The 16,620-nt window shown below is 67.4% G+C and carries 13 protein-coding genes; 7 read left to right on the top strand and 6 right to left on the bottom strand.

All coding sequences use genetic code 11. The features are described 5' to 3' along the window. Positions 1 to 95: 95 nt before the first annotated feature. The 3 genes from D7V88_RS08455 to D7V88_RS42560 all read right to left on the bottom strand — a co-directional run bounded on the left by D7V88_RS08455 (position 96) and on the right by D7V88_RS42560 (position 4,073). Positions 96 to 1,106: a hypothetical protein gene (locus tag D7V88_RS08455; protein WP_120540097.1), complete on the bottom strand. Its 1,011-nt coding sequence runs from the start codon at positions 1,104 to 1,106 to the stop codon at positions 96 to 98. Between the two features lie 199 nt (positions 1,107 to 1,305). Beyond that, positions 1,306 to 3,531, bottom strand: coding sequence for an RCC1 domain-containing protein (locus tag D7V88_RS08450; RefSeq protein WP_120540096.1), 2,226 nt, complete (start codon positions 3,529 to 3,531; stop codon positions 1,306 to 1,308). A 338-nt stretch (positions 3,532 to 3,869) separates the two neighbouring features. Next, positions 3,870 to 4,073 (bottom strand): hypothetical protein, encoded by a 204-nt coding sequence (locus D7V88_RS42560; RefSeq protein WP_147448663.1) that lies wholly within the window; start codon positions 4,071 to 4,073, stop codon positions 3,870 to 3,872. Between the two features lie 421 nt (positions 4,074 to 4,494). Here D7V88_RS42560 and D7V88_RS08445 point away from each other — a divergent pair, with 421 nt between their 5' ends. The 3 genes from D7V88_RS08445 (at position 4,495) to D7V88_RS42965 (ending at position 7,322) form a co-directional block, all read left to right on the top strand. After that, positions 4,495 to 5,598: a hypothetical protein gene (locus D7V88_RS08445; RefSeq protein WP_120540095.1), complete on the top strand. Its 1,104-nt coding sequence runs from the start codon at positions 4,495 to 4,497 to the stop codon at positions 5,596 to 5,598. A 203-nt stretch (positions 5,599 to 5,801) separates the two neighbouring features. Then, positions 5,802 to 7,112, top strand: coding sequence for an adventurous gliding motility lipoprotein CglB (gene cglB / locus D7V88_RS08440; protein ID WP_120540094.1), 1,311 nt, complete (start codon positions 5,802 to 5,804; stop codon positions 7,110 to 7,112). Positions 7,113 to 7,166: 54 nt separating this feature from the next. Next, positions 7,167 to 7,322, top strand: a complete 156-nt coding sequence (locus D7V88_RS42965; protein WP_158625041.1) for a hypothetical protein — start codon at positions 7,167 to 7,169, stop codon at positions 7,320 to 7,322. Positions 7,323 to 7,365: 43 nt separating this feature from the next. Here the strand turns inward: D7V88_RS42965 and D7V88_RS08435 are convergent, their stop codons facing one another. From D7V88_RS08435 to D7V88_RS08425, 3 genes are all read right to left on the bottom strand, one after another. After that, positions 7,366 to 7,938 (bottom strand): hypothetical protein, encoded by a 573-nt coding sequence (locus tag D7V88_RS08435; protein ID WP_120540093.1) that lies wholly within the window; start codon positions 7,936 to 7,938, stop codon positions 7,366 to 7,368. A 248-nt stretch (positions 7,939 to 8,186) separates the two neighbouring features. Beyond that, entirely contained in the window at positions 8,187 to 8,672 is a 486-nt protein-coding gene (locus D7V88_RS08430) for a VOC family protein (protein WP_120540092.1), read from the bottom strand. A gap of 105 nt (positions 8,673 to 8,777) precedes the next feature. Next, positions 8,778 to 9,557 carry a helix-turn-helix domain-containing protein gene (locus tag D7V88_RS08425; RefSeq protein WP_244238057.1) on the bottom strand — a complete coding sequence of 260 codons (780 nt, stop codon included), beginning with the start codon at positions 9,555 to 9,557 and terminating at the stop codon, positions 8,778 to 8,780. Between the two features lie 211 nt (positions 9,558 to 9,768). Between D7V88_RS08425 and D7V88_RS08420 the strand changes: the two genes are divergently transcribed. The 4 genes from D7V88_RS08420 to D7V88_RS08405 all read left to right on the top strand — a co-directional run bounded on the left by D7V88_RS08420 (position 9,769) and on the right by D7V88_RS08405 (position 16,292). Then, entirely contained in the window at positions 9,769 to 10,725 is a 957-nt protein-coding gene (locus D7V88_RS08420) for an alpha/beta hydrolase family protein (RefSeq protein WP_120540091.1), read from the top strand. A 474-nt stretch (positions 10,726 to 11,199) separates the two neighbouring features. After that, positions 11,200 to 12,792, top strand: coding sequence for a hypothetical protein (locus tag D7V88_RS08415; protein ID WP_244238056.1), 1,593 nt, complete (start codon positions 11,200 to 11,202; stop codon positions 12,790 to 12,792). A 192-nt stretch (positions 12,793 to 12,984) separates the two neighbouring features. Beyond that, positions 12,985 to 14,088, top strand: coding sequence for a PE-PPE domain-containing protein (locus tag D7V88_RS08410; RefSeq protein WP_120540090.1), 1,104 nt, complete (start codon positions 12,985 to 12,987; stop codon positions 14,086 to 14,088). A gap of 209 nt (positions 14,089 to 14,297) precedes the next feature. Beyond that, entirely contained in the window at positions 14,298 to 16,292 is a 1,995-nt protein-coding gene (locus tag D7V88_RS08405; protein ID WP_120540089.1) for a S8 family serine peptidase, read from the top strand. Positions 16,293 to 16,620: the final 328 nt, after the last annotated feature.

The raw sequence follows: 16,620 nt of genomic DNA, 5'->3' as shown, positions 1-16,620 counted from the left end.
GGGGTGGGGCGGGCATGAGAAAAGCGGCCATCGGTGACGGTTGGACCACCCGTCCCGATGACCGCTGGGGTCTGCTTCGTGCGCGAGGCGCGGCTTCAGCGAAGGATGGTGGTGTGAGAGCCGAGCGTGATGCCCCGCTGACCGCTCAGCTTCTGTGCCAACTCGGGCGGCGCGCCCAACTGGTGGGGCGCGAGCATCCGGCTGAAGTTCTTGCTGCCGGGCGCCACGTAGGCCTGGAACGACAGTTGGATCTTGAAGCCCAGGAGGGGCTTGGTGCCCTTGGCCCAGTAGGAGTACGTGATGTTCGTCTCGAAGTTGGGGGGGATGTTGCTGATGACGAAGGTGCCCCAGCTCCGGTTCCCATCCGGGCCGGGCACCGTGTCCGGCACGACGGTCGGCTGCACGACGATGGGCGGATTGGGACCCGCGTCACCCGACGAGAAGGCGACGACGCCTCCGGCGGGCACATTGGTGCACGTCAGCAGGAAGATGAACTGTCCGCCATCCGGCTTCCCTGGGAAATGAATGGCGTGGTTGAAGTCGGGGCTGTTGGCGTCGACGACGCTGACGTTGCGCCAGCCGAAGCCGGGATTCTCGATGATGAAGTCGGTCAGGTCCGAGTAGGTGCCCACCTGGGGGATGGGGTTCTCATGCTTGTTGGTGACGACCCGTGAGATGAGGCAGTAGTGGTCCCCGCTGATGTCATTCGGCTCCCAGAAGAACGGGCTCTCCGTCACGGCGATGTCCCCCGCGGAGTCTGCCTTCAGGAGCGACCCCGGCTGGTTGTCGCTGGTGAAGATCTGGTTGTCCTGCCACTGGTCCGGGAAGAGCAACAGGCTGGCCTTCGAGTAGTACAGAGAGGCCACCCCCTGCTGCGGTCCCGAGGAGAGGTTCGTGGTGCGCAGGTAGATGTAGTTGGGGCCGTTGCCCACCAGATTCTGCCCCACGTCCTGCCCGTAGTTCGACGTGAAGAGCTTCTTCGGGTCCCCCTGGGGGGAGATGCCGTAGGGGATGATGTCCGGCGACTCGTAGTTGCGGGGGGAGGGAATCTCCCCGGTGTCCGACGTGGTCGTGCGGAAGAACAGGTCGTCATACTTGGTGGTCATGGGCGTGCCTCGTCGAAGGGAGTGAAATCCGCGCGCGGGAAGGTCCCCGGCGGATGCTGGGACCTCAATGCACCCACCACGCCAATGACTCACACCTCCGAACCGCGCGGAACTCCAGCAGCAGCCCTCGCACCAGCGCCCCGCTGACGCATCAGGCGCAATCCCTGACGCGTCAGCGGGAAGGCCACGACGCCTCTTCTCAGTAGAGCAGGGAGCGGATGGGGGCGAAGGCGTGGACCGGGGGGCCGTTGCCGAGCTGGCCATGGGTGTTGAGGCCAAAGCCCCAGAGCGTCCCCCCCGACGTCAGCGCCATCGTGAATCCCTCTCCCACGACGACCGTGGTGGCACCGCTCAAGCCCACCACCGGCGAGGGCGTGACGACCATGTTGTCGAGGGTCGCGGGATTGCCCAGGCATCCCTCGTAGTTGACGCCCCAGCCCCAGAGCGTGCCGTCCGAGCGCGCCGCCACGGTGTGGTAGGCCGCCGTCGCCACGACGGTCGTCCCGCTCCAGCCGTTGAGCTGGACGGGCACGGAGTGGCTCGCGCCGGAGCCGTCACCCAGTTGGAAGTAGCTGTTGTCGCCCCAGGCCCAGAGGGTGCCACCTGAACGGATGGCGAAGGAGGAGGTGCCGCCCGCCGACACGGCCACGACGCTGTTCAGCCCCGACACCAGGACGGGCAGCGAGCGATGGACCTGGCTGCCGTCGCCCAACTCGCCGTTGTAGTTCGACCCCCACGACCACACGGTGCCGTCCGCGCGCAGGGCCAGGCTGTGGTAGTGGCCCGCCGTCACCGCCACGACGCCGGTGAGCCCCGCCACCTGCACCGGGCTCCGACGGTCCACGAACGTGCCGTCGCCGAGCGCGCCCGCGCCGTTGTAGCCCCAACTCCAGACGGTGCCGTCGGCGCGCAGCGCGAGCGTATGCAGGGTGCCCGCCGCCACCGCGATGATGCTGCCCAGCCCCGCCGCCTGGCCGGGAAGGGTGCTGCCCACGGAGGTGCCCTGGCCCAACTGTCCCCGGTCATTGCTTCCCCAGGTCCACACGGTGCCGTCGGAGCGCAGCGCCACCGAATGCAGGCCCCCCGCCGCCACGCCCGTCGCGAAGCCCAGGGTGGGAAGCTGGGTGGCCTTGGCGCGGTTGCTCAGGTGGCCAAGCCCCAACTGGCCCACGTCGTTCGCGCCCCAGGCCCAGACGGAACCGTCCGAGCGCGTCGCCAGGGTGTGCGCGGTGCCCGCGGCCACCTTCGATACGCTGGTGAGCCCCGACACCATCATCGGGGTGACGCGCGTCGCGGACGTGCCGTCACCGCGCTGGCCCACGTCGGAGGTGCCCCAGGCCCACAGCGTCCCGTTGCCCAGCGCGCCCAGGGAGAAGCCCCAACCCGCCGCGATGGAGACCGCGCCGGAGAGGCCCGACACGGCGACCGGAGCGTTGCGCGCGGTCCGCGTGTCGTCGCCCAGTTCGCCCCAGGTGTTCTGTCCCCACGCCCGGAGGGTGCCGTCGGAGCGCATCGCGAGCGAGTGGTTGCCGCCCGCCGCCACCGACACGGTCTGATCCATGGAAGCGAGGCGCACGGGCACGTTGCTGGCGGCGAAGGTGCCTGTCCCCAGTTGTCCGTAGCTGTTGGCGCCCCAGGCCCAGACGTAGCCATCCGCGCGCACCGCCAGCGAGTGGTAGCCGCCAGCGGAGAACGTCGAGACCTGGGTGAGTCCCGGGAGGACGACGGGCAGGGTGCGGTTCGTGGTGGAGCCGTCTCCAAGCTGTCCATAGATGTTCCAACCCCAGGCCCGGAGCGTTCCGTCCGAGCGCAGCGCCAGACAGTGATTGGAGCCCGCCGTCACGGCGACGACGCTGGACAGCCCTGACACCTGGCCCGGCGTGGAGCGGTTCGTCAGGGTGCCGGAGCCCAGTTGGCCCTGCCCGTTGTAGCCCCAGGTCCACACGGTGCCATCCGAGCGCACGGCGACGACGTGGCTGTCACCCGCCCCCACGGACACCACGCTCGTGAGGCCCATCACCTGCACGGGGGTGGTGCGGTGGGCGGTGGTGCCGTCTCCCAGTTGTCCGTAGCCGTTGGCGCCCCAGGCCCAGACGGTGCCATCCGAGCGCAGCGCCACGGAGAAGTTCCTCCCGGCGGACACGGCGTTCACGAAGTTGAGCCCGGAGACGCGCACCGGGCTTGCGCGCTGGACGGTGGTGCCATCCCCCAGCGCTCCGAAGACGTTGAGGCCCGAAGCCCAGACGGTGCCGTCCGGGCGGAGCGCCAACGCGTGGGAGACCCCCGCCGCGACCCGGGGCGGGGCGACCAGGGCGGAGGACCGCCGCGCCAGCGACTCCGGAGATTCCACCTCCGGGCCGCACGCGGTGAGGCCCAACACCAATCCCAGCCAGACACTCCAAAGCCTGCTCAAGACGCCTGCCATGTGATTTCTCCCCCCGCTTCCGGCCCACACGACCCCTGAACGAACCGGGCCTGTATTCCGTGAGGGGGGCTTCACCGCGGGACAATCCCGGCGTCGCATGACGGACACGGCCCGGCGGGCCGTGTCCGGATTCCAGACGCGCGTTCATCCCCGGGGGCGAAGCAGCGCCACCCTGGAGAAGGGGCTCACGGGGAGAGTCCGATACAAGGCCAATCCACCTCGGACGCGGGGTGTGGTCCGCGTCCCAATGATGCCCGCTGTACTTCAGGGGGATGCCGCGCGCCGGACGGGCCCGGCGCGCGGCATGAGACCTCGTGGGCTTCGCGAGGGTGTTTCGTTCAGAAGCAGGTGCAGGCGGCCTTGACGCACTTGCCCAGCCGGAAGCCCTTGCTCTGACAGCTCTGGTTGCATTCCACGGGGTTACATTCCACCTGGGAAGCTTCCGCGGGCGTGGAGAACGCCATCGTGGCGCCGAACGACAAGGCAGCACCGGTGACCATCGCGAACAACGCACGTCCTGCCTTCTTGACAGAGAGGGTCATCTCAATCCTTCGGTATGGATGGGAGGGTGAACACAGTGTTTCGGCAGTCAGCGGACTGCGTGCGGCCCTGAAACAGTATTTCCAATAAAAATTACAATCAACTTGTTCCTGTCTTGAAGAAAATTGGATGGAGAGCGCACCCAGCTCCTCTATGGCGCGGTGTGCCATTCCGCCCCTTGTTTGAGCGACATGGCCCCGGGGTCCTCCAGGGAACATTCTGGCCGGGAGGTTGGATTCCAGCCCATCAGGTGGGGGCCTGGTGGTGATTCAGGCAGCGTCTTCTTGGCGGAGAGGCATTGGACCCGGGGACTTGTGACCTGCCGTCGACCCCTCCGGCATTCCCGGGTGTATGCTGGGTGTCTTCATGACCTGTGGGTTCACGACGCTCGTGACCCTCACGTCATCTGATGGAGGCAGGACCTTGATCAGCTCCCTCATCCGGCAGGTCGTCACCGCGGTCCAGACGGCGGTCACGAAGCCCCCGGCGGCCCCGACGCCGGCCCCGCCCCCGGCGGCTCCGCCTGCGCCGTATTTCAAGGACGCCCTGGACAAGGCGCGGCCGAACCCCGTGAACCTCAGTGGCTACGGGAGCGCTCAGGCGTCCACGGAGGCTTCGCGCGTCACGCCGGAGCTGACCCGGGCGGCCAGCGGCGAGACCGACGGTCCGCCGATGCTGCATCTGGGCGCCGGGTGGACGCCGCAGGGGCAGGGCTACGACGCCGGGCGGGGCGAAGTGCTCACGACCTATTACAACGATGACCACGACGTGCTGCTCTCCGTGCAGGACAAGGATTCGGGCGGTGAGACGCTCCAGGTCGAACTCGGAGGTTCCAGTTGCACGGGGCCCGCGCCCACTCACGGTGGCGGGGTCTCGACGGACGGTGAGTTCGTCTACGTTTCCGACACGGAGCACATCTTCGTCTACACGCGGGAGGAGCTTGAGCGGGCGGCGAAGGCCGGGACCCAGGCCAGCGCCTTCCAGGTGATGGATGTCCCGGAGCGCGACGGCGTGAAGGATCCGGCCACCGGCCTCGACCTCGTGTCCGCTGGCAGCTACATGACCGTGAAGGACGGCTACGCGTACATCGGTAGCTACAGCCCGGACGGGGATGGCAAGGCGGGCGCCGTCTGGCGTTACAAGCTCGACGAGAAGACCGGTGCCCTCATCGAGGACTCGCGTGAGGGGCCCATCCGGGCGCCGGACCGCGCCCAGGGCATGACGGTGGTCGACGGCGCCCTGCTGTTCACCACGGGCGACCACAAGCTCGTCTACCAGCCCATCGAATCCACCGAGGACTCCTTCAAGGCGGACATCGATGCCCGGGTGGACATCAGCAACGGGCTGATCGACCCCTACGCCCAGGGCGTGAACATCATCGATGGCGAGCTCTGGGTGACGTACGAGAGCGGCTCGGAAAAGTACCGCGACAAGGTCAAGGAGCCCCGGGTGCACATCCAGCGCATCCCGCTGGAGGACCTGGACCTCGCGGCGGCATGCCTCACGCCGGAACGACTCGAAGAATGAGCGCCGGAGCGATGGCCGTGACGGAACCCGTATCGCAGCCCTCGCTCCTCGTCCAAGAGGCTCGCTTGTTGTTGGAACTTCGCAACTTCACCTGAAAGGAACCTTCCAGATGCAAGTCGTTGTAGCCCCGACGGGTGCGCACGCGTTACGCTGGGCGCCTTCGTGGTTAGCGATTCCCCGCTGGAAGGAAATCCTCAAAGCCTATGCGCGCCAAGTCACCCTCCCTGAGCGCAATGCTGGCCGGCATCATCGGCGGTGCCATGCTGGCCGGCTGCCAGACGTATGACTTCGAGCCGGTGGATCCGCTCGCGATCGCCCAGACGACGATAGAAACGGTGATCGCGGCGCGCGGCAGCAAGCCGGACGTCATGCTGCTGGTGGACACCTCTGGTTCGATGACGAAGCCGGTGGAGCCCGAGAAGATCGTGAACGGCGTGAAGGTCTGTCACGGCCAGGATGAGCAGGGGCGGGACTACGTCTGCGACGAGGACCTTCCTTGCAATACGTCCGTGTGTCCCACGCGCTGGTCGGAGCTCCAGGCCGCCATGGCGCCGTTCCTGGCGGAGAGCGGCAAGCTGGTCCGCTTCGGCCTGACGACGTATCCGGCTCCCATCACCTCGACCAGTGCGACCCCGGTCCAGCTCTGCGCCGCGGCCTCCGCGGGCGAAAGCGTTCGCGTCGCGATCCCGACCACGCTGGAGTCGGACGACGACCTGCTGGCCCACGCGAAGAACCTCAACACCGTCCTTCAGGCGATCCCCAACGGCGGCGCGAATCGTCCCCGAGGGGGTACGCCGACGAGCGGGAGTCTGGCGTTCACGGGCTCGTTGCTGACGACAAACCCCAAGGATCGCCCGCAGATCATCATCCTGCTGACCGACGGTCTGCCGAACTGCAACGCGGACAACGAATACAACGGCGGCAAGAATCCCGTGGAGTGCGCTTGCACGGTGGTGCCGACAACCCATTGCGCCGTGGAAGATGGCACGTACTATCAGCGCGGCTGCCTCGACAAGAACGCCTCGGTCGCGGCGGTGCAGGCCTTGAAGGCTCGTGAGATCTCCACCATCGTCATCGGCTTCGGCGCGGAGACGTCGGCGGGCGCGGGTCCCCAGGTGCTCAACGAGATGGCCCGCGCGGGCGGCTTCGCGCGCACGTGCCGAGCGGACATCGACTGCGGCGCGGGTGACACGTGCGATGTGGCCACCCAGCGCTGCGGTCGCGCCTTCTACCAGGCGGGAAACCAGGTGGAACTGGGGGCCGCGCTGAAGGCGATCAGCGAGCAGCTCCTGCCCGGCGAGCCCTGCTACATCCCGCTCGATCCGAGCCAGATGCCGTCCGACCCTGCGCTCATCGTCGTCTACATCAACGGCGAGCGCACGCTCGGCGGGCCGGACTCCTGGTCGGTCGTCGACACGGGCGTGCGGTTCACCGGCAGCACCTGCGCGCGCCTCGAAGCGTCGCGTCCGGAAGCGCCGGTCAGCGTCGAAGTGCGCGCCATCCGCGAACTCTAGCGCGCGGCGCCGTCGCGGCGGCTGTTCCCGCCTGGCGATGCGGCGCAACGGCTGATGAGGGCAGAAGCGCTGCGCGAACTGGAGTGCTTCGAGGATGCGAGCGCCCTGCTGGGTGGGGAGTTTCCCGAGCCCCTGAAGGGGGGCGCGCGGTTCATCCAGGAGCTGGCCCTCCATCGCGTCCGCGAGGTTCGTCAGCTCCCCTCTTCGTGAAGGGCGCGCCACGCATCAGCGCGCCTTGAGCCGCGGGCCGGGACTACGGCGCCGGTTTTGTTTCGGGGCCCTTCAGGGACTCCCTCGCGCGCAAGCGCTCCTCGCGGTGCTTTGAGACCAGCCCTCGCGCCTTCTCCTTCTGCGTGTCGTCCAGGAGCGCTTCGACATCGCGGTAGGCGGCCATCTCGTTTTCCTCCATCGCTTGGAGCAGGGCCTGCTCCCGCTTCAAGTCCTCTTCACTCAGTGGCGTGGGAGGTCGGGCGGGAGGCCTGTACTGGGGCCGGCCGCCCAGACCCACGGGGCTGTTTCCGCCAGGCATCCTGGCCCCTTGGGGTGGACCGTCTCCCGGGAGCGGGTCGGGGTGCCAGACCTGCCGGAGCTGTTCACGGAGGGGCCGGTTGGTCACATCGAGTGCTTCATCCCGCTGACCCACCTGGATCAACTGGTCCGTGGTGAGCATCAGCTCTTGCTGGTGCTCGAGCAGCAGCGCGAGCGGCGATTGAAAGAGGACCCTGGGGGGCGGCGGACGCGCGGGACGCTCCTCCGGGAAGGACGAAGCACAGGCGGTGAAGAGCCCCACCAGCAACAACCACGGCATGAGATGGCGCGGCGACATCGGTCCTCCATGGGGCGTGTGTCTTCGAGCTCTATGCCGAAGTCCCGTCCCAAAGAAAGGACTGGAGGTCCTTCTGTCGCGTGCCGGAGTCCTACAGACACGGGCTCCAGCCTCGCCAGGGAGGCTGGAGCCCGAGTCGATTCACGCCGCAAAGCAGGTGGACGTGCCGCGCTGGCTCAGCGTGGCCCTCAACGAGGGTCCGCTGAAGGTGGAGACGCGAGGCCCGCTCTTCCAGGCGGAAGTGGCGGCTACCGCGCCTCCGCCGCCTGCTTCAGCGCGGCGATGTCCAGCTTCACCATCTTCATCATCGCGCGCATGACGCGGTCCCGCTTCGCCTCGTCCGGGTCCTGGAGGAACTCCGGCATCACCGTGGGGACGATCTGCCAGGACAGCCCGAAGCGGTCCTTGAGCCAGCCACACTGCACCGGCTTGCCGCCGTTCGCGATGAGCTTGTCCCACAGGTCATCCACCTCCGCCTGCGTCTCACAGCTCACGCTCAGCGAAATGGCCTCCGTGTAGGGGAACTGCGGCCCGCCATTGAGCGCGAGGAAGCGCTGTCCCGCGAGCTCGAATTCGATGGTCAGCACCGAGCCCCTGGGGCCGGGCCCCGCCTCGGTGTGACGGGCGACCTGCAGGACCTTCGAGTCCTTGAAGATGGACGTGTAGAAACCTACGAGTTCCTCCGCGTTGTTGTTGCACCACAGGCAGGTGACGATCTTCTGGGGAACGGACATGGGAGCTCCTCCTTGGGGCTACGGTGGGCACCGCGCCGGCAGGAGGCGGTAGCACGAAGCCAGACCGCCCTCCGTCCCTCCTGTCATGCGAGCCCTGGCTTGTGTTCAGGGGGCGCCAGCGGCCTGCGCGTCGCCGGGGCCGGGCCGAACGCCCGGACGCTTCAGGAAGGCGCCCGGTGTGAGCCCGACGAACTCACGGAAGTCGGCGATGAGGTGCGCCTGGTCGTAATAGCCCGCGTCCGCGGCAATGCCTCCCCAGTCCTTCGAGGTCGCCGCCATCCGTACGGCACGCTGCAGGCGAACGGTCCGCGCGAAATCCTTCGGCCCGATGCCGATGTTCTCCACGAAGGCGCGGCGAAGATGCCGCGACGTGACACCCAACTGCTTCGCCACGCTCTCCACCCGAACCTCGTCGCCTTCGAGCAAGCGAACCGCGCGGCGAGCGAGCCGTGCCGATGCCGGTTCGAAGGTGGTGTGGGGCCGCAGGGCGAGCGCGTGGGAGAGCCGGTCCATGACCTCCGGCAGTCTTCGCGCCTCGAGGAGCTCAAGGCAGAGGTCGCTGCCCGGACGGCCCCAGAGGTCTTCCAGCGGGACGATCCGGTCCGTCAGCGCGTTTGCCGCCACGCCGAGGAGCGGCGCCGACCAGCCCGGCTTGAACTGAACGATGACCGCAAGCGCGACGCCGGGTGCGTTCTTGAACAGCGCCCGCGTTCGCGGACCCGCGACGCACACATCCCCTTTGCGGCCCTCCTCGAGCACTCGAAAGACAAGCGTCGTTCTTCCGTCGGGCAGCCGTTCGTGACGTGCGTGTCCGGCGACCGGCACGATTGCGCGAACGTCTTCGACGAAGCGGGAGAGTGAGAACGTCAAGGCGGTGGAGTCCATCGTGCGCGGCACCCTCGCACTCTCACGCGTCCACCGTGGCCATTCAAGCCGGCACGCAAGGAACGATGAAATGTCCGGTCCTTCCAATCGGAGGGCCGCGGCGGGAGGTACGAAAGGGGTGGAGGTAACGCATGGGCAGACGAAGCGTGACGACGTGCAGCGCCTCTTCGACCGAGAGCACTGGCCGAACCCACGAAAGGAACGCAGCGCCATGAGCAAACCGATTCCGGCAGCCCACACCCCCAGCGCACCCACGCCGGTCTTCTCCATCAGTCCCGTCGTGCTGCCAGCCCCCGGCCGCGCCGTCGAACTCCAGGTGCGAGTCTCCGCGCCCGTGACTGGAAGCGAGCTGCCCATCCTCTTGCTCTCGCACGGCCACGGCCGCTCCAATCACCTCTCCTCGTTGAACGGCTACGCCCCGCTTGCCCACTTCCTGGCGGCACACGGCTTCGTCGTGATCCAGCCCACCCATCTCGATTCCAAGACGCTCACCCTGGGCCCTGGTGACCCCGATGCGCCTCTGTACTGGCGAGCCCGGGCCGTGGACATGAAGCGCATCCTCGACCAGCTCGACGTCATCGAGCGCGCCGTCCCAGGACTCGCCGGCCGCCTGGACCGAAGCAGGGTGGCTGTCATCGGACACTCGATGGGTGGGCACACCGCGAGCCTGCTGCTTGGCGCGCGGCACAAGGATCTCCAGGACGGAACCGAAGTGAACCTCGCCGAGCCCCGGATCAAGGCGGGCGTGCTGCTCGCCGCGCCCGGCAGAGGCGACGCCCTCAGCAAGTTCGCGGCCGAGAACTACGCCTTCTTCTCGACCATCGACTTCTCCACGATGACGACGCCCGCGCTCGTGGTCGCTGGCGACAAGGACGACTCTCCCCACCTGACGGTCGCGGGCGCTGACTGGCACGCCGACCCCTATTTCCTCTCCCCAGGCCCCAAGTCCCTGGTCACCCTGTTCGGCGCAGGGCACGGGCTGGGCGGAGTCTCGGGATATGACGTCGCCGAGACCACGGATGAGAACCCCGAGAGAGTCGCTGCCGTCCAGCTTCTCACCTGGGCCTACCTGCGCACCGCGCTCCATCCCGGAGACTCCGCCTGGCAGCAGGCGCAAGACGCGCTGACGGGCGCAGCCAACCCGCTCGGACGGATCGAATCCAGATAGGCGGAGGAGGCCGTCCACGCGCCCCTCCAGACGTGGAGGAGCGCGGGTGGGCGTACCGGCGGAGAGGGAAGACGACAATCTCGCAAGTACGGCGCACTTCACGCGGCAGCCTTGGGAACACACCTCAATCCATGACGGGCGAGTTTCGGTAGACGTTCCATGATACGGATTTGGATGACGCGTGAAGTCCCCGCGCTCCTGATGCACCGCGCAATCTGAGCTCCCATCAATTGAGGCAGTCAGACGGCGCGTAAAGTATTGTTCACCGCTTGTCGCCATTGTCATGGAAGTCGCGTAAGAGCATTCACTGCAGAAAGGGCGTCGGCCGCGCGATCCGCAGGCAAGACAACCCTGACGACAGACACAGCCGACAGGCTGTCGACTTCAGTGAATTCAACAGACGCGACACTGCGCATGCCGCGCGGTGCCATGCAGCCTTGGGCTGCAAGCGGGAGACGTATGCGGAAGCTGTCCATGACGGGCGTCATGCTGTGCGGAGCACTGGTATCCGGGTGCCAGGCGGGAGAGTGGGAGCAGCCCGCCCACGAACAGCCCGGTGGCACCGGCACCGAGGCGTCCGTCGCGTCCACCCGTCAGGCGGTCATCTCCCCGGAGCTCGAGGCGTCGCTCGCTTGCGTCGAGACGTATGCCAACGCCGGGACCTGCGACTGGGCTCACTGGAGCGAGATGGTGGAGACGTGCGTGACCCACGAGCACGGGGAACTCGAGGATGGCCTCTTTATCGAAGAGGTGCAGTCAGGGAACTGCACGGCGGCCAACTGGTCCGCGCTGCGCGAGCAGCTCATCACCCCACGCCCGCCGCTCGTCCGCGTGCGCCTGGCTTGCAATGGCGCCGCCCAGGTGATCAAGGAGGTCGAGGCCAACGGCTGCTATGCGCTCGCGCAAACCGCTGGCGCCTCCTACTTCGACGTGCCGATCGGCAAGGCCGTGCGGCTCTTCGCCGGTGTGGGCTGTACCGGGACCTCGGTCACCGTCCAGACCGACACGAGCCTTTGCGAGACGTCGTTCGCCAACGGCACCAGCACGAACGACAAGGTGCGCTCGTTCCGGGTCCAGGACGTCGAGGCGCCGCCATCAGAGTACCGCTATGACTGCGCCCTCGAGGAGTCGACGTGCGTCAAGAACCACAACAGCACAAGCAGATTGGTCGCCATCAACCGGCCGCACACCGTCAAGATCGTCCGCGTCACCGTCGCGGGCAGGAGCACGCCCTCGATGGGCCTCATCGAGGAGAAGGTCGTCAACATGTACGACTTCTTCAACGACGCGTCTCGCGGGCAGATAAGCCTGGCAGCGCCCCTCACCCGGCGGGAACTGGCGGCGCCGGCAGGCAGCACCTGCAATGAGGCGAAGCAACATGCCCTCAGATACGCCAGCCCGAACACGTTCTTGACCGTGTATTCGATGCCCAGCGGGCTGTGTTCCACCTCGAAGGCCGGCGCGCGCAGCATCTACCTCAATGGCAACCTGCTCCGGGACCACACCCACGAGACCGGGCACGTCCTCGGCCTCGGACACAGCAACGCGAAAGACCCGTTGGGCGGCAAGGACATCCCGTACGGCGACTCAAGCTCGTACATGAGCGGATTTTCGTCGGATAACTACAACCTCCCGCAGCTCCACTGGCTGGGGTGGACGAAGAAGAATGAGCTCGTCAATGTCACCTCGGCCATCGCCAACGGTGCCACCTCTACGGTCACCCTCCGACCGGTGGGGGACAATGCCCTCGACAGCGGTCACCCGCTGGGTGCGGTCTGGGAGATTCCCAATACCTCGCCCAAGGAACGGCTGTTCATCGCCGTACCGAAGCCGAGCCTCAACGATACAAACCAGATCGCGGGTGGCACGGTGATCGTGTACCGCGCCCCCAAGTGCGAGACCTGCACAGGCATGGCGATGAAGACGACGACGCTGGGGCGGTTCAGCGCCAAGACCGTCAAGGAACACCTGATCGGCGGCCTCTCCATCACGCCGGTGAGCTACACGCTGGCGGCCGATCCGGACATCGAGACATTCGCCTCCGTCACGCTGGAAATCAGGAAGTAGAGGTCGGCCCTCATTGCGACCGGCTGGTGCTGAGCGACAGCCGGTCGCAGGGACCTCTCTACGAGGGCATCGTAGGGTCGGGCCGCTGGACGTCCCACGCCCGGGTCCGCGTCCTTATCCGACCTGGGGGGGCAACTCTTTCTCTCAGGCTCCGATAACTCCCTGGAACCCGAGAATCCTGAGGACCTGACCATGGGCATCGACGGAGTAGGAAAAGGCAGCATCCGCCCGGTGACGCCGCGTCCCCTGGACGCCCAGGCCGCGCCCGCTGCCGCGAAGAACCAGGTGGCCCGCCCCCTGGCGCGCGCGGACGTCTTCGAGGCGAAGCGCGCCAAATCCACGGGTCCCACGCCGGGCAACGCGAACCTGCCCCCCGTCCAGTCCAACACGGGCACGGTGCAGGCCGGCACGGTGGCGCTGACCGACGCGGCGAAGGAGGCGCGCGGGGCGCTGAAGATCGACGAATCCGCCGACCCGACGACGTACGACGGCATGTACCTGGGGTCGGACGGCTACGCGTACCCGCCGGACAAGTTCTCCGTGTCGGAGGTGCCGCCGTTCCATCCGGAGACGCCCATCGCGAGCCCCACGCCGACGACGTACCACGTCAACGGCATCCAGACCCCGCAGGGCAGCGCCACGAGCGAGGCCCAGAAGATGGCCAACGAGACGGGCACCAACGTGGTGCCCATCTACAACGCCTCGGAGAGCCTGGCCGAGGACGTCGCGCAGACGGGCATGGACCGGCTGGGGTTTGGAAACAACCCGGCGGCGCAGACGCTGGCGGACGCCATCTACAACGACCTGAAGGCGGGCAAGAAGGTCAACGTCACCGGCTACAGCCAGGGTGGCGCCATCGTGTCCAGCGCGCTGCGCGATGTGGACAACCGCATCAAGGAAGACATGGGCGGCTTCTGGGGCAACCTGCCCATCCTCGGGGACGGCAACCGGGAGAAGCGCGAGGAGCTGCTCGGCAACGTGAACGCCACCATGTTCGCGGGCGCGGGCAAGACGTTCCCGGACGGGCCGAACTACACGTTCTACGTCAACAAGCAGGACCCCGTGCCGACGTGGCTGGGCTCGCACGAGTTCAACCCCGTCACGGACATCGTCACCGGCATCGTGTCCGGCCTGTTCCCGGGCGTGGGCCTCATCAACGGCGGCCCGTCCATGCAGGCCCCGGAGGGCTCGACCATCCACACCTTCGACTCCCCCGGGTCGAGCGGAGAGGTGTTCGGCACCGACGGCAAGCACGGCATCGACACGTATCTGGGGAACATCCAGGACGCAGTCTGACCGCCCACACCCGCGCCACGCCGTCCTCGCTGTAAGCCCACGCCCTTGCTGCGGCCCTCCTGGAGGGCCGCCTGGGCCGGTGTGTGTCCCAAGGGGTTGAACGGCCTCCCCTCTGGACAAGCCGCATTGACCGCTTTTCCAAGAAAAGCTAATTCCACGGGCTGTGCGAGGGCTTCCGATCCGGGGCCCGCACGTTCCCGTGAGGCCGAATGAAACTGAAACTGACCCAGGCGGTGAGTGTCATCTCCCTGCTGGCCGCGGCATGCGGTCCGATGCCCGAAGCACAGGAGTCCGACAGCGAGCAGTTCGGTCACACGGCGCAGATGATCCGCCGGGAGCGGGCCATCCCCGGCGAGTACATCGTCGTCCTGCGTGACTCCACGCAGGAGGTCCGGCAGCAGGGGGCGGCGAACATCGCCCGGGAGATGGTGTCCCTGACCGGTGGCAGGGTGCTGCGGACCTATGAGCACTCCCTCCACGGCTTCCTGGCGAACATGAGCGAAGCCGAGGCCCAGCGCCTCCTGGCCGACCCTCGCGTGGCGTATGTGCAGGAGAACGGCCTGATCCACGTGTCGGCGACGCAGACCAGCGCGACCTGGGGCATTGACCGCATCGACCAGCGTGACCTGCCGCGCAACAGCTCCTACACCTACAATGTCGACGGTACGGGCGTGCATGCGTACGTCATCGACACCGGTATCCGGCTGACCCACACCGAGTTCACCGGTCGCACCGGCAACGGCTACGACTTCATCGACAACGACAGCGACCCCTCGGACTGCCATGGCCATGGCACGCACGTGGCGGGCTCGGTGGGCGGCACGACCTGGGGCGTGGCGAAGAAGGTCACCCTCCACGGGGTGCGGGTGCTCGACTGCACGGGCTATGGAAACGACGCGCAGGTCATTGGCGGTATCGACTGGGTGGCGGCCAACCACATCAAGCCCGCGGTCGCGAACATGAGCCTGGGCGATGTGGGCATTCCGGCCATCGATGATGCGACGGAGCGGTTGATTGCCGCGGGCGTCACGACGGTGGTCGCCGCCGGCAACGACAGCGCCAACGCCTGCAACTACTCGCCGGCCCGTGCGCCCAACGCCATCACCGTGGGCTCCACCACCAGCAGCGATGGCCGCTCGTCGTTCTCCAATTACGGGACGTGCGTGGACATCTTCGCGCCGGGCTCGAGCATCACCTCGGCCTCGAACTCCGGCAACTCGTCGAGCACGTCGATGAGCGGCACGTCCATGGCCTCGCCGCACGTGGCCGGCGCCGCGGCGCTCTACCTGAGCGCCAACCCCACCGCGACGCCCGCGCAGGTGCGTGACGCGCTGGTGAACAACTCCACGCCGAACAAGGTGACCAGCCCGGGGACGGGTTCGCCCAACCGGCTGCTGTACACGCTCTTCATCACCGGCGGCGGCGGCAGTGACACCACCCCGCCCACGACGTCCATCACCGCGCCCGCGGGCGGCGCCACGCTGAGCGGCACCGCGAGCCTGAGCGCCAGCGCCTCCGACAACGTGGGCGTGTCGCGCGTGGAGTTCTACGCGGGCACCTCGCTGCTGGGCACGGCGACGGCCGCGCCGTACGCCTTTGCGTGGAACACGACGGCGGTGGCCAACGGCACCTACGCCTTGACGACGAAGGCGTATGACGCGGCGAACAACGTGGGCACGTCCGCCACGGTGTCGGTGACGGTGAACAACGGCACGGGCAGTTGCTCCATCTCCGAGCAGCTCCTGCTCAACGCGGGCTTCGAGAGCGGCAACACGGGCTGGACCACGTCGTCGGGCGTCATCGACGGCACCACGTCCGGCAGTGCGCCGCGCACGGGTACGTACAAGGCCTATCTGAACGGCTACGGCACGACGCGCACCGAGTTCGCCTACCAGGACATCGCCATCCCCTCCACGGCGTGCAGCGCCACGTTCAGCTTCTGGGCGCGCATCACCTCGGCGGAGACGACGACCACGACGGCCTACGACAAGCTGGCCATCCAGGTCCGCAACAGCGCGGGCACGGTGCTGGCGACGCTGGCCACCTACAGCAACCTGGACAAGGGCTCGGCCTACGTGCAGCGGACGTTCGACCTGGCGGCGTACAAGGGGCAGACCGTCCGCATCTACTTCAACGGCACGGAGGACTCGTCGCTGCAGACGAGCTTCTTCCTCGATGACACCGCGCTGAACATCGTCCGGTAGTCCTCCGGGCGGCGCGGCCCCTTCCGCGCCGGCACCGAGACGTGCGGATTGGATTCAAGGTTCAGAGGCCCAGCAACCCCCTCCGGTTGCTGGGCTTTTTCTTTGTCGTGCATGAAGCAGGTCTGCCTGGACAGCGGCGCGGCCATTCGGAGGCGGAGGGAATCGAACCCGCTTGGGCAGATCCAGTCCCTGCTCGGACCACAGGCCGCCCGCCCGGTTTCCTTCTGAAAGAGGGGCGGCACTCTGTCCGGATTTGCGAATTCGATTGAGCAGACGGTGCTCTCGGCGCGAGTAGACTCCAGACACCCGAAGTAGCATTGAATAGTGG

It is taken from the genome of Corallococcus terminator (genome assembly GCF_003611635.1).
GTDB classification, from domain to species: domain Bacteria; phylum Myxococcota; class Myxococcia; order Myxococcales; family Myxococcaceae; genus Corallococcus; species Corallococcus terminator.
This window is presented reverse-complemented; position numbering and strand designations above follow the sequence as displayed.